A 13693-nucleotide genomic window follows, 5' to 3' on the forward strand; every position below is an offset into this window, starting at 1 on the left:
CCTAATCTTCCACTTGCGGGGGGCACATCGGGTGGCCCTGCACATACGGGAGGAACCCTTCATCATGACCAAGATTGCTGCCAAGGTCCAGACCCTGCTCAACAAGGAGCGCGGTGCGACCGCCGTCGAGTACGGCCTGATGGTTGCCCTGATCGCTGTCGTGATCATCGCCGCCGTCACCCTGCTCGGCAACAACCTGTCGACGACGTTCCAGAACGTCGCCTCGAAGGTCTGAGCTTCCACCGGGGTGCGGGGTCCTTGGGGGAGGGCCTCGCACCCCGTCTCTTGCTCGTCATGGGCGTGAAACGAGTTCGCCAACTCATGAGAACGGGACCAGTCGGTCCCATCAACCAGGGAGAGATACCAATGACCAAGCTTGTTGCGAAGATCCAGAGCCGGCTCGTGTCCGAGCGCGGCGCCACCGCCGTCGAATACGGCCTGATGGTGGCCCTGATCGCTGTTGTGATCATCGCCGCCGTGACACTGCTCGGCAACAACCTGTCGACGACGTTCCAGAACGTCGCATCACAGGTCTGACACTTGGCTCGCCGTCCAGGAAGGGGTCCCTGGGCGGCAGCACACAGACTTTTCGAGGGGAGGGCGATTGGCATGGCCAGACGTGAGCATGGAGCATCCGCGGTCGAGTTCGCCATCGTCTTCCCTGTCTTGTTCTTGCTGCTCGCCGCCATAGTCGACTTCGGTCGGGCGTACTTCTACCAAGCTCAGCTCACCAACGCGGCGAGGGAAGGTGTAAGAGCGGCAGTGGTGAGCTCCCTCACCGCTGCTGAGATCAAGGCCCGCGCCGCGGCATCAGTGCCTGGCTTGGCTTCTGCCAGCCTGACCTATCCGGTCCTGGATCAGTGTCCATCGGCCAGCGGCAATGCCAAGATGACGGTCACGGCACCGTTTGAATGGATCGTCCTCAAGCCTGCCATCTCGATCATCGGCGGTTCATGGGGCATGGGAAACACTCTGAGTTCCACGGCGGTGATGAAATGCGGCGGATAAGCACGCTTCGCAGATCCAGGCGGCGCAGAGATCGTGGTGCGGTGACGGTAATCACCGCAGTCTTCACTGCGACCGTTGTCCTGGGGATGCTGGCTTTCAGCGTGGACATGGGCAACATCGAGTACGAACGCCGGCAGTTGCAGAATGGTGCGGACGCGGCGGCCATGGCCCTGGCGCAGACCTGCGCTTTGGACCCGTCCAGCTGCGATCCCACGGGGACCGGGCCCGCACTGAATGCGCTGGCAAGCGCCAATGCGGCCGACAACATGTCTCAGCTTGATGGGTCTCGGGGCACCAACGGACAGTGCGCCAGGAACGCAACCCCTGCCCTTGCTTTTCCTGCCAGCATGCCCCTTTGCTCGTCCGCCAATGTCGACGCCAGTGTCACGGATCTGAGTCAATGCCCGCCGCTTTCCGCGGACTACCACACGCCCAACGGCTCCAAGCTCGCATACGTGGAGACGTACGTACAGACCAAGTCGGACCCCGCTGGCAACACCATCCTTCCAAGCTTCTTCGCGAAGGCAGCCGCCGGGGTGGACGGCGTACGACAGACGGCGTGTGCTCGGGCAGCCTGGGGTCCAGGCGCCCCCACTAGCAAAAAGGTCATCTCGTTGACCATGTCGGAATGCGACTGGGCGGCTCAAACCGGCTACCCAACCAGTGCCAACTATGCGGAAGCGCCGTCCGGAGCTTCGCCTGGCTACTCCGACACCGATGACAGGCCTGACTGGCCGAGCGTCGAAATCGGGGTTTACTCCAAGGACAATCCAGTCCCCAACTGTGACACCTCGAGCCCGGGCGGAACTGCGCCAGGAGGGTTCGCGTGGTTGGCGGGCCAAGGGTGCTCGGCGACCATAAGCGAGGGCTGGGTGCAGACTGATCCGGGAGCGAACCAGGGATGCAGTCAGACGGATCTCACGAACATGCGCGGCACGGTCGTCTATATCCCTGTCTTCGACTGTCGAGCAACGGCGCCGACGAATCCAATCCCGGCTACGCCCGTGAACTTCTGTAGCCAATCCAGCGGGTCGAACACGTACTACCACATCTCTGGCTTCGCCGCCTTCTACGTTTCTGGCTGGTTCTTCGGCAACGATGCAGGGTCGAAGATGGAAAGCATCAAGCCGCCAGCCGGCAGGTATCTGTGTTCAGGTAACGCCAGGTGTCTGTTCGGGTGGTTCACCCGCGGTCTGATCGCTGAGGGCGACTTTCAATGGTCGGACTCGAGCGACCCGAACTACGGCATCACCCTCGTGAAGCCAGCTGGCTGATTAGTAATGAACGCCTTATCTGGGGGGACCTCAGCATGAACCGTCGCATCCTTGCCATCGCGCTGGCCTTGGCCCTTGCTGTCACCGGCGGCGCGCTCGTCATCATGTATGCACGCAACGCCGACGCACGCGCTATTGCGGCGGAGTCGCCGGCGCAGGTATGGGTGGCACAGCAGCCGATTCCGGCTGGGACGCCGCTCAAGGACGCGCAGCGCACGGGGCTCATCGTCCAGACCGCTGTGTCGTCCAAGGCCGTTCCGGTGGGCGCGCTGCAGGAAATCAACGCCGACAACAACAGCCTTGTCGCAACGACGGACGTCGCTGCTGGCGAGTACCTCTTGGCGGGTCGCTTCGGGGTCAGGCCATCGGGCACCAAGGCCATTGAGATCCCCAGCGGGATGCTGGCCCTCTCGTTCTCCCTGTCGGACGCCGAGCGGGTGGGCAAGTTCGTCACGCCGGGGTCCCACATCGCACTTTTCCAGACCTACACGCCCAATGGATCGACAGGCGCCGCTGACGCCAAGGCTCAGAGCAGCAACGGCGCCAGCGCAACCAGCCTCCTGATGCCGGATGTGCTGGTCATCGCCATGGGAGACGCGCCGCTTGCCGGTCAAGCGGCAGCGCCACCAGCGGAGGGGCAGTCCGCCACCGCCGCCGGAGCGAGCGGTAACTACCTGATCACCGTTGCAATGAAGCCGGCAGATGCCACCGTTCTCATCCACGCCGTGAGCAGCGGCCGTTCTCTGTACGCGGCTCTGAAGGGATCCGACGTGAAGCTGGACCCGTCACTGCAGGTCACCGACGTCCAGCTTCAGCAGGGGGCGACAGGACGATGACGATTCTCTGGGACTTCGACCAATCAGCCGTCGACACTTACCGTTTCGCTCTCGGTGGCGATGCGCTCCTGATCAACTCCGCGCCTCGTGTCAGCCGGGCCCTCGAAGAGGACCCGACCCAGCTGCTCGTCGTCATCGGCCCCGACATCGACCTCGACGCCGCCTGCGAGCTCGCGGACCGCGAGCGCATCGACCGCCCCGAGCTGGGCGTCATCCTGCTGCGGCACCGGCTCGACGTCACCGCCCTGGCCCAGGCCCTGCGTAGCGGCGTGCGCGAGGTCGTGCAGGCGGACGACCAGACGGCCCTCGCCGACGCGGTGCGGAGATCACTTGCTCTGACTCAGCAGCTGGGCGGCCACGGCACGACCGTGGGCAGCCAGGACGGCAAGGTCATCACCGTCTTCAGCGCGAAGGGCGGCGTGGGCAAGACGACGATGTCGACCAATCTCGCCACCTACCTTGCGTCGACGGGCGCCAAGACACTGCTCGTCGACCTCGACCTGATGTTCGGCGACGTGGCGATCAGCCTCCAGCTGCTGCCGCACGGGTCCGTGCGCGACGTAGTTGCCATGAGCGGCCACCTGGACGACCAGGGTCTGCAGTCGGTGGTGACGCGCCATGAGGAGAGCGGCCTCGACGTCGTCGCCGCCCCTGCGGACCCAGCCGACGCCGACCGCGTGCCGTCCCACGTCGTGATCGAGCTCCTGAAGGTGGCGCGAGGGAAGTACGACTACGTCATCGTCGACACGCCACCATCGTTCACCGAGCACGTCCTGGCGGCATTCGACGTCAGCGACCTGACTGTCCTCATCGCAACTCTGGACATCCCGGCGGTGAAGAACCTCCGCATCGCCATCAACACCCTCGACACGCTCGGTGCCGCCAAGGAGGCGCGGACCATCGTCCTCAACAGGGCTGACGCCAAGGTCGGCCTCAAGCCGGATGACGTCGAAGCCGCCCTCAAGGCGCCGATCTCCGCGAACGTCCCCAACAGCCTCACCGTCCCTGCGTCCGTCAACCGTGGCGTCGCGCTCGTCCTCGACGACCCGCGCAACCCGGTGTCCCTGGCCATCCGCGAGCTGGCCGACCAGGAGATCCGACGCCGCTTCGGCGAGGAGCTGCAGAACGGCGCCAAGCGCAACTTCAGCCTCTTCGGGAGCAGGCGATGAGCAACCTTGCCGAGCGCCTGGACCGTGCCCGTCAGGCCCAGCAGATCACCGAGCCAGCAGCCAGCAACGGCGGCCAGGTGCGCATTATCAACGGTGCAGAGCCCAAGCGGCGCCGGGGAGCCGACCCCTTCGCAGGAGTGAAGGAGCGCGTGCACCAGGCACTCGTGGCCTCGCTCGGCCCGCGGCTCTACGACCCGAACCTCAGCGAGAGCGAGCTCGCCTCGCAGGTGCGCACCACGCTTCAGGAGGTCATCGACTCCGAGCAGACGCCGCTGTCGCACGCCGACCGAACCCGCATCGCGCAGGATGTGTCAGACGACATCCTTGGTCACGGTCCCCTCGAGCCCTATCTGCGCGACGCAGAGGTCTCCGAGATCATGGTCAACGGAGCGGACGACATCTACATCGAGCGAGGCGGCAAGATCTACCCTGTCGACGCCCGCTTCTCTGACGAGACACACCTGCGCCGCACCATCGACAAGATCGTCGGTCGCGTGGGTCGTCGTGTCGACGAGTCGAGCCCGATGGTGGACGCTCGACTTCCCGACGGGTCTCGTGTCAACGCGGTCGTGCCACCGATCGCTCTCGACGGCTCAATGCTCACCATCCGCAAGTTCTCCGCTGACCCGTTCACCGACAAGGACCTCATCTCCTTCGGCACGATGACGCCGAACGTCCGGGACTTCCTCGACGCCTGCGTCAAGGGCCGCCGAAACATCATCATCAGCGGCGGTACGGGCTCGGGTAAGACGACGACGCTCAACGTCATCAGCTCCTTCCTGCCCCACGACGAGCGCATCGTCACCATCGAGGACGCCGCCGAGCTCCAGCTGCAGCAGCAGCACGTGCTGCGCCTCGAGGCGAGGCCGGCCAACATCGAGGGCCGTGGTCTTGTCTCCATCCGCGAGCTGGTCAAGAACTGCCTGCGTATGCGCCCCGACCGCATCATCGTCGGTGAGATCCGTGACGGCGCCGCGCTCGACATGCTCCAGGCCATGAACACCGGCCACGACGGGTCGATCACGACCGTCCACGCCAACACGCCGCGCGACAGCCTCGCCCGCCTAGAGACCATGGTGCTGATGGCCGGAGTCGACCTGCCGGTGCGCGCCATCCGCGAGCAGGTAGCCGGAGCGGTCGACCTCATCGTGCAGCAGTCGCGCCTGAAGGACGGTTCACGCCGCATCGTCGCCATCTCCGAGGTTGTCGGCATGGAATCCGATGTCATCACGCTGCAGGACATCTTCACCTTCGACTACGGCGCCGGGCGTGACGAGAACGGCAAGTTCCTCGGTGGCCTAGTGCCGACGGGCATCCGCCCCAAGTTCACGTCCGACCTCGCCGACGTCGGTGTCGAGCTGCCAGTGCAGCTCTTCTCCCGGATGGCGCGATGAGCCTCGTTCGCCGCGTCGTCACCGGCCTTGCAGCACTTGCCGTCGGGTTCGTCGGTGTGCCGAGCGGAGCCGTCGCCGCGTCCGACGTCACTGTGGGGTTGAGCAACGTCAAGGCAACTACGAACGGGTCGGGCTCAACCCTGTCCGGCGTCATCACCTTGCGCAGCAAGGTGGACGTTCAGGTGGACCCCGCCTCTCTCAAGGTCAAGATCGATGGCCAGGAGTATCCAGCCATTGTGAAGCAGGCAGCCAAACTCGACCGCCGGGCGATGCTGGTCATCGACACCAGCGGCTCGATGGGTGCCCAAGGCATGTCCACGGTCCGCAAGGCCTCAGCGACCTATTTGAAGACGGTGCCGGCGGACGTCAAGGTCGGCGTCGCCTCCTTCGCCAACACCGCGGGGGTGGACCTCGCGCCGACGCTCGACCGGGCAGCTGCCCAGCGCGTGATCAACGGCTTGGATTCGCGCGGAGACACCAGTCTCTATGCCGGCATGCAGAGCGCCGCTGCGGTGCTCAGCGGTGCAGGCGATCACAGCATCGTGCTCCTGAGCGACGGCGCCGACACCATGGCGGACAACAAGGCGAAGGCGCTCCAGGAGGCCCTTGGCAGGCTCAAGGCCGCCGGCATCCGCGTCGACGTCGTCCGCTTCAAGACGAACGACCCCGACGCCACCGGGGCCCTGCAGTCCTTCGCCGGCGTCAACGGCGGCAGCGTCGTCTCGGCCGACGACACGGCGGGCGTCTCCGCGGCCTTTCAGGCGTCAGCCCAGGCGCTCAACCGCCAGGTGCAGTTCTCGGCGGCCACCCCCAAGGTGCTCATCGGTCAGCACAACTACGAGGTCACGGGTCGAGCGGGGAGCACCGGCTTCGGTTTCAGCCGCAAGATCGGGTTCGGGTCGGCGGCGCAGGCGCCGTCGTCCCCCGCTCCCGTGGCTCCTGGCGGACCAGGGCCAGCTCAGGCGGCCGGCGTTGGAGTGATCACCGTCCCCGACAGGACACCGTTCATCGCGGCGGCACTGTTGGGACTGGGCCTGCTAGTCGTCACGAGCACTCTTCTGATGCCGACGCTCCAGACGAAACGCGAGCGCCGTGTCGCCGCCATCGACGCCTATGTCGTCGGTGACACCGTAGCCCTGTCCCGCCAGCAGATGAAGGCGGCGCAGAGCACGATCACCGCCCAGCTGCTCGACATGGGCGACCGCGTCATGAAGGACCGCAAGTCCACGAGCAAGACGATGGCCCTGATCGAACGGGCCGACCTTCCGTTCCGGGCTGGGGAATGGCTCGTCCTGCGCATCGTCGCGGTCGTCGTCTGTGCTGCCGTCGGGATGGTGTATGCCGCCGAAGCCAAGTTCGTCGGCCTGCTGATCGGTGGGCTCCTCGGTCTGCTCATCATGCCTGTGGGGCTGAAGTTCGCCGCCTCCCGTCGAGCCCGCAAGTTCGAAGCCCAGCTCCCGCAGATCCTGCTCCTCATCTCGACGAGCCTCCGCAGTGGATTCGGCCTGCCGCAGTCCCTGGACGCCGTCGCACGTGACGCGGCGGAGCCCGCGGGCAAGGAGTTCAGCAGAGCGCTGGCGGAGACCCGGATCGGTACCGACATCTCCGACGCGCTCGAGCGGGTCGCCATCCGCATGGAGAGCAAGTCGATGCACTGGACCGTCATGGCCATCCGCATCCAGAGAGAAGTCGGTGGCAACCTCGCCGACACGCTGCGCACGACCGCCGGCACGCTCCGCGAGCGCGAGTCCCTGCAGCGTCAGGTCGCCACCCTCTCCGCGGAAGGGCGGTTGTCCGCATACATCCTCATCGCGCTGCCGATCTTCATCTTCTTCTACATGATGAAGGCGAACTACGGCTACGTCAGCCTTCTGTGGACGACCATGCCGGGCCTCTTCATGAGTGGTTTTGGTGTCGTCTCCCTAGGAGCCGGCATCGTGTGGATGCGCCAAGTCGTGAAGATCGAGGTGTGACGTGACGTTGAATCTGATCTACGTCGGAGCCGGCATGTTCGGCCTTGCCCTGCTGATCGCCGCCCTCAGCGTGAGTGTCAGCGGTGGGGAGCCGCGTGGCGTGGCGAAGTCACTCATGCTCATCGACCAGCAGATCGAACGTCGTGAGGTGGTCACGACCGAGCTGGCGGCCAAGGACCGTCTGCTCGTCCCGATCCTCCAGCAGACCAAGGGCCTGGCGCGGGCGCTGTCGCCCGGAGGAGTAGACGAGCGCTACACGAAGCTGCTCGACCAGGCCGGCAACCCAGGCTCGTGGACCGTCGAACGAATTCTCGGGGCGAAGGGTGCTGCCCTGCTGGTCGGGTTGGTCCTAGGAGCGTTCTACGCCAAGTTCCAGCTGCCGACCGCTTTGTTCTATGCCCTCATCGGCGGAGCGGCACTCTTCTTCCTACCTGACCTGCTCATCAAGAACCTCGCCCAGCGCCGCCAGGAGGAGACGAGCAAGAGCCTCGCCGACGCCCTCGACATGCTGAGCGTATGTGTGGAGGCGGGCCAGGGCTTCGACGCGGCCCTGCTCCAAGTGGCACGCAACGTCGACGGCCCCATCTCCGGTGAGTTCGCTCGTGTCATCTCGGAGATCCAGATCGGCAAGTCCCGCGGCGAGGCCTTCAGCGCCATGGGCGACCGTGTCACCCTGCCCGAGGTCAAGAACTTCATCACCGCCCTGGTACAAGCGGATCGTCTGGGCCTGCCGATCGCCGGCGTGCTGCGGGAGCAGACCGTCAACATGCGTTTGGTCCGCCGCCAGAAGGCAGAGGAAAAGGCCCAGAAGGTCACCATCAAGATCCTCTTCCCGCTGATGTTCTGCATCCTTCCGGCGCTCTTCATCGTCATCATCGGCCCTGGTGGCATCCGCATGATGTCGGCCTTCGGCGGCTGACGAGACCTGTGCAGGTCGCCACCGAGCCCACCGAGCGGGTCAACGGCCAGACGCACGCCGACTCACTCGGCGCGCGAGTCGGATGGCTGCTGCCTCCGCTCGTCCTCGCCTTATACGCCCTGAAGCCACTCGGGCCGGTCAAAGATCCGGACGCCTACTGGCACGTCGTCGCTGGCGAACACCTGCTGCAGTCCGGAGAGTTCGTCCTCGAGGACCCCTTCGGAGCCGCCACGGACAAGGTCTGGATCCTCAACCAGTGGCTCCCTGAGGTCGCCATGCAATGGGGGCACGCGGCCTACGGACTGCCTGGGGTCGCCTTCCTGCTGTGCCTGGGCTCCCTGCTCGTCGGGCTGAGCGTGTATGCGGCATGCCGGCGTCGAGCGGCACCGCTGGCGACGGCGCTCGTCTTGGCGCTGGTCTTCGTCGCGCTCAGCGGAAGTCTGTCCCCGAGACCGCAGCTCGTGACCTTCGCACTGGCGGCCGTTACGACGAGCGCGTGGCTGCTCACTCGCGAGGATGACAGGGCGCGCTGGTGGCTGATTCCCCTGACGTGGCTCTGGGCCTGCAGCCACGGGATGTGGTTCGTGGGTCCGGTCGTGGGCGGCATCGTGGTGGTGGGACTGGCCCTGGAGCGGCGGCTGCCGGTCCGGGCACTCGGCAGGTTGGCCCTGGTGCCGGCGCTCTCCGTGGCGGCAGCCGCTGTGACGCCGGTCGGCCCGAGGCTGTTCACCTCGCCTCTGCAGGTCGGGGGAGTGACCGCCTACATCAGCGAGTGGCAACGGCCACGCCTCGCCGACCCTGCCGTGCTGGCGGCGCTCAGCCTGGTGCTCGTCGTCGGGCTGTACTTGCTGCGTCGGCGACGGGCGGACTGGATTGCGATCCTGCTGGCTCTCGCGGCGGCGGCTTTCACCCTGACGTGGGCTCGCACCGTCGGGCTGGGCGCGATCATCGCCGCCCCTCTGGCTGCGGCCGCGCTGCAGGAACTCATTCGGCAGCCGGTGACGTCGGCCCCGCAGCGGGAGCGCTCCGCCGCTGGAGTCGCTGCCCTGCTGAGCCTGCTCCTCGTCGTTGTCGCGGCACCAGCCGTAGCCGGCAGCCCAGCCCTCGGTCCCAACGCCCTCGACGGGGCTCTCGGGGCGCTGCCGGACGGCACAGTGGTCTGCAACGACCAGGTCGACGGTGGCTGGCTTTTGCTGCAGCATCCGGGTCTGCGGCCAACTATGGACACCCGCGTCGAGCTCTACAGCGTCGAGCACATCCAGGCATACCTCCGCTTCATGGCCGGGGATGAGGGGTGGGAGAACTACCCCCTGCGAGTGGGTTGCGCGTATGCCGTGCTGCCGAGGAGTGCCGCGGTCGTCGCCCAGATGCGCGCCTCTGGGAGATGGCCGGTCACGGCGGAGTCGGCCGGCTACGTGCTGATGAGGTTGTCGTGATGACGATGGGTGACGGCTCTGTCGACGAGCAGCGGGATACCGACGTGATGGCTGCTCCGGCCGTCGGGGGGCATTCGCGCGACGGGTCCGAGCGCTCGATGGCCGACGTGGCGCGCGGTGCGCTCTGGCTTGCCCTGCCGCCGACCCTGTGGATCCTCTTCGGCAGTCGCCTCTCGAGCTTCGGCATGGACTCGGCGCACGCCTACTGGAATGTCTGGAAGGTGGGCCCCTACTCCCTGCCGCCAGGATCGCCGGATGCCTTCAACTACTCACCGGCATTCGCCCAGGCGATCTACCCGCTGACGATGTTGCCCTGGCCGCTCTTCCTTTCGGTGTGGTCTGTACTGCTGGCAGGGACGCTCACGTGGCTCCTCTGGCCGATGCCGGTGCGGTGGCGGTGGCTCCTGCTGGCCTACGTCGCACCGCCAGCCCTTCTCATCGGCAACATCGAAGCATTCCTCGCCGCCGCCGCCGTCATCGGGGTGCGGCACCCGTCGGCCTGGGCGTTCCCGCTGCTAACGAAGATCACGCCAGGACTCGGGCCGCTGTGGTTCGCCTTCCGCCGCGAGTGGCGCAACGCGGCGATCACAGTCATGGCCACGGCGCTTGTCGTGCTCGTGTCCTACGCCATCTCGCCGGGGCTGTGGACGCAGTGGTGGCACTTCGTCATCGGGGCTCCGACGCCGCCGACGCAGGCGCACTACCCGCCCCTTGCGGTGCGTCTGGTGTTGGCTGTGGGCGTGCTGGTGTGGGGAGCCCGAGGGGGCCGCCGGGAGGCGCTTGCTCTGGCCATGGTGTTCGCGATGCCACTGTGGTCCAGTGGCGTCTTGGTCCTGCTTTCGGCGGTCCCGCGGCTGCGAAGAGTTGGGTCGCCGGTTCCGCCAAGGTAGTGCGTTTTGACCGTTTCGAGAACTTTATCTAGCGCCGAAAAGCGTTTTATGACGGAATTTTTCGCGTTTTGGCGAGCCCCTGTCGCCAGGTCATGCACCCTTTTTCCATGGTGGTCGGGGGAAAGCCGTGGCCGACGATTCTGCCTTCCCGGCAACGTGCGGTTCTGAGTCATGCGAGGCGGCGGACTGTCGCCGTCGACCTGACGACTCTTGCGCTGGGCGCGACGCTGCTTGCTTGGCCCTCCTTCGGCTGGCCGCTCACGTCTCTCGACGAGTCCGTGCTGCTGGTCTACGCCGAGCAGGTGCGGGCCGGCCTCGTCCCTCATCGTGATTTCTTCACCGTCTACGGCCCCGCACCCTTCTACCTGCTGGCCACCCTCTTCGCCGGGTTCGGCAGCTCGCTGGGAGTCGAGAGGGCTCTGGGGCTGGCCCTGCATCTCGCGATCGCGCTCGGCTGCTACGGCGTTGGCCGCTCCCGGGATCGCACGACTGCCCTCTTGGCAGGTGCGGCGAGTCTGGTGCTGCTCGCCCCGCTGGGCACCGTGCCGTACGCCTGGCTCGGAGCCATGGCCTGCCTCGCGTTGGCGCTCGCAATGGTCGGAAAGCACACGCGGCACGCGGGCTTGGCGGCTGGCGTGTTGGCCGGCCTGGGTCCTGCCTTTCGTCCAGAACTGCTGGTGGTCGTGGTGCCGGTGCTGTTGCCCTACCTGTGGAGATGCTCCCGGTGGCGATGGATCGCAAGCGGGTTGGCCCTGGGACTCGCGCCACTCGGCGGCTTCTCCCTGGCGGCGGGGACACGGATGTGGTGGAACATCGGCCCGGGGCGGGCGGGTGTCAACGGTGCCATGAGCTTGCTCGACGACCCCGTCCGTTCGGTTGCCATTCTCGCCTCGGTGCTAGGAGTCACCTCGACCCTTGTCTGGTTGGCCTGGAAGCGGCGCAGCCGGGCGTCCATGAGCCATGCGCTGCTCGCCCTCGGCATACTGCCCCAGACGCTGCAGCGAGTGGACCCGGACCACGCCCTCTATACGCTCTGTGTCACCGTGCCGCTGGTGATCGTCGTAGGGGCGACCGCAGACCGCTCAGCAGACGCCCTTCGCAGGCGCAAGATGCTTGCCGCGGCCATGGCCGTCGCCTTTGTCGGCGGCCTCGCCGCCATGGTGCTGCGTCCGTCGCCCGCGACCGTCACAGTGCGCTTCCAGGACCGATCCGCAATCGTTGCCGCCTCCGAACTGCCGGACCTGACGGCTACCAGGACGGAGCTGTTGCGGCACGCACCACCAGGTGGCTCGCTCTTCGTCGGTTCGTCGGACATGAGTACCGTGTCGCTGTCGCGCATCATCGTCTACTACTTGTTGCCGGAGTTGCGCCCGCGCGCCTACTTCCTCGAGCTGGCGGTGGGCGTGTCCGAGCGTGCAGGCTCGGGTCTGGTCAACGACGTACGCAACGCCGACGTCCTGCTGCTGACTCGCATGCCGGACGGACTCATGCGGCAGCTCTACCCTTACCTCCCACCAGGCTCTGACGAAGCCAACGAGGTAGTTCGACGCGAGTTCTGCCCCGTGTCCGAGACCGGATGGGGAATGCTGTATCAGCACAGGCCGTGCACAAACTAGGTTTCCGGGGCCGACCCTGCAGCGCCACATCAATCCACGGGAGAGCATCGCGATGGTTTGTGAGGTGACTGTCCGTCCGCAGCACGCGGCGAGCGCTGAAGGGCAGCTGAGCCAGCGTCTGGCCGGGAGGGGCAACGCCCTCAATGCGGTACGTCTCATGCTTGCTTTGTTCGTTGTCGCGGACCACTCCTTCAAGGCGGCGACCGGACAGCCAGGGCCGTGGCCCTACCTCGGGGGCTTCGCGGTCGACGGCTTCTTCGCGATCTCGGGCTATCTGATTGCCGGAAGTCGAGCTCGCATGGAGATAAAGCCATTCCTATGGCGCCGGGCTCTACGCCTCATGCCGGCGTACTGGATGCTCCTGATCTTCACGGCTCTGCTGGTCGCTCCGGCGTCAGCGATGCTCACGTCCCGCCCCTACGACTGGGGAAGTGCTGCGGGCTACGTGCTGCGAAATGCTCTGCTGTTCACAACCCAGATGGGCATAGACGGCACGCCGGCCGGTGTCCCATATGAGGGCCTCTGGAACGCGTCGACCTGGAGCCTGCCCTACGAGGCAGCCGCATACGTGCTCTTCGGCCTGGTCATTGCGCTCCCGCGCTTCCGCGAGCGCTGGGCCGCTGCCCTATGTGCCGGCCTGACCGGCTGTGCCGTAGCGACCAGCGTGGGTTCGGGGGTGGGCACCGCCACCGAGCTCGGGCGTCTCTGGTCGTTCTTCACAGCCGGCGTGCTGCTGTGGTTCCTGCGCGAGCGGCTGCCGAGCAGCGCTGGGCTTGCACTGGTTGCCGGCGGCCTGGTTGCGGTGGGCTTGGCCGTCGGGCACACGTGCTACCTCGCGGTCGCTCCGCTACCCCTGGCTTATCTGCTCCTGTGGCTCGGAGCCAACCTGCGGGTCCGCATCGGTTCGCGTAACGACATCTCGTATGGGATCTACCTCTTCGCGTTTCCCCTTCAACAACTGCTGACGATCGCCAAGGTGCCTGACGTGGTCGGAGCAGCTGGCTTCGTCGCGGTCTCAGTAGCGGTCACGCTTCCGGTCGCCTGCGCGTCCTGGCTGTTGGTCGAGCGGCCATCACTACGGCTACGTCAGCTCGTCAGGTCCGATCAACCTGCCTGAACGACCGGTTTGAGGGGAATCATCTGCTTCGAGTGCAGTGGGCCAGTTGGGGACTTAAGTT

Annotated in this window: 13 protein-coding genes; all 13 read left to right on the plus strand. The window is 66.2% G+C overall.

Annotation, left to right across the window (positions count from 1 at the left end):
* Nucleotides 1-64 precede the first annotated feature (64 nt).
* Nucleotides 65-235 carry a Flp family type IVb pilin gene (locus tag ABD194_RS01575; protein ID WP_343986478.1) on the plus strand — a complete coding sequence of 57 codons (171 nt, stop codon included), beginning with the start codon at nucleotides 65-67 and terminating at the stop codon, nucleotides 233-235.
* A gap of 131 nt (nucleotides 236-366) precedes the next feature.
* Complete coding sequence (locus tag ABD194_RS01580) at nucleotides 367-537, plus strand: Flp family type IVb pilin (protein WP_343986480.1); 171 nt, start codon at nucleotides 367-369, stop codon at nucleotides 535-537.
* A gap of 72 nt (nucleotides 538-609) precedes the next feature.
* Complete coding sequence (locus ABD194_RS01585; RefSeq protein ID WP_343986482.1) at nucleotides 610-1008, plus strand: TadE/TadG family type IV pilus assembly protein; 399 nt, start codon at nucleotides 610-612, stop codon at nucleotides 1006-1008.
* A 41-nt stretch (nucleotides 1009-1049) separates the two neighbouring features.
* Nucleotides 1050-2282 (plus strand): pilus assembly protein TadG-related protein, encoded by a 1233-nt coding sequence (locus ABD194_RS01590; RefSeq protein ID WP_343986485.1) that lies wholly within the window; start codon nucleotides 1050-1052, stop codon nucleotides 2280-2282.
* A gap of 35 nt (nucleotides 2283-2317) precedes the next feature.
* Nucleotides 2318-3118: a Flp pilus assembly protein CpaB gene (gene cpaB / locus ABD194_RS01595; RefSeq protein ID WP_343986488.1), complete on the plus strand. Its 801-nt coding sequence runs from the start codon at nucleotides 2318-2320 to the stop codon at nucleotides 3116-3118.
* On the plus strand, nucleotides 3115-4287 hold the full coding sequence (locus ABD194_RS01600; protein WP_343986490.1) for a CpaE/TadZ family protein: 1173 nt from the start codon (nucleotides 3115-3117) through the stop codon (nucleotides 4285-4287). The genes cpaB and ABD194_RS01600 overlap by 4 nt, the downstream gene beginning before the upstream one ends.
* On the plus strand, nucleotides 4284-5681 hold the full coding sequence (locus ABD194_RS01605) for a TadA family conjugal transfer-associated ATPase (protein WP_343986493.1): 1398 nt from the start codon (nucleotides 4284-4286) through the stop codon (nucleotides 5679-5681). The genes ABD194_RS01600 and ABD194_RS01605 overlap by 4 nt, the downstream gene beginning before the upstream one ends.
* A complete protein-coding gene (locus ABD194_RS01610) occupies nucleotides 5678-7654 on the plus strand; it encodes a type II secretion system F family protein (RefSeq protein ID WP_343986495.1) in 1977 nt (658 codons plus the stop codon). The genes ABD194_RS01605 and ABD194_RS01610 overlap by 4 nt, the downstream gene beginning before the upstream one ends.
* A gap of 1 nt (nucleotide 7655) precedes the next feature.
* Nucleotides 7656-8573, plus strand: coding sequence for a type II secretion system F family protein (locus ABD194_RS01615; RefSeq protein WP_343986497.1), 918 nt, complete (start codon nucleotides 7656-7658; stop codon nucleotides 8571-8573).
* A gap of 8 nt (nucleotides 8574-8581) precedes the next feature.
* Entirely contained in the window at nucleotides 8582-10009 is a 1428-nt protein-coding gene (locus ABD194_RS01620; RefSeq protein WP_343986500.1) for a hypothetical protein, read from the plus strand.
* Entirely contained in the window at nucleotides 10009-10899 is an 891-nt protein-coding gene (locus tag ABD194_RS01625; protein ID WP_343986503.1) for a glycosyltransferase family 87 protein, read from the plus strand. The genes ABD194_RS01620 and ABD194_RS01625 overlap by 1 nt, the downstream gene beginning before the upstream one ends.
* 107 nt (nucleotides 10900-11006) lie before the next feature.
* On the plus strand, nucleotides 11007-12515 hold the full coding sequence (locus tag ABD194_RS01630) for a hypothetical protein (RefSeq protein ID WP_343986506.1): 1509 nt from the start codon (nucleotides 11007-11009) through the stop codon (nucleotides 12513-12515).
* Between the two features lie 64 nt (nucleotides 12516-12579).
* The gene (locus ABD194_RS01635) at nucleotides 12580-13632 is read left to right on the plus strand and encodes an acyltransferase family protein (RefSeq protein ID WP_343986509.1); all 1053 of its coding nucleotides are present in this window, start codon (nucleotides 12580-12582) and stop codon (nucleotides 13630-13632) included.
* The last annotated feature ends 61 nt before the right edge of the window (nucleotides 13633-13693 follow it).

It is taken from the genome of Terrabacter terrae (assembly GCF_039529575.1).
Classification (GTDB): domain Bacteria; phylum Actinomycetota; class Actinomycetes; order Actinomycetales; family Dermatophilaceae; genus Terrabacter; species Terrabacter terrae.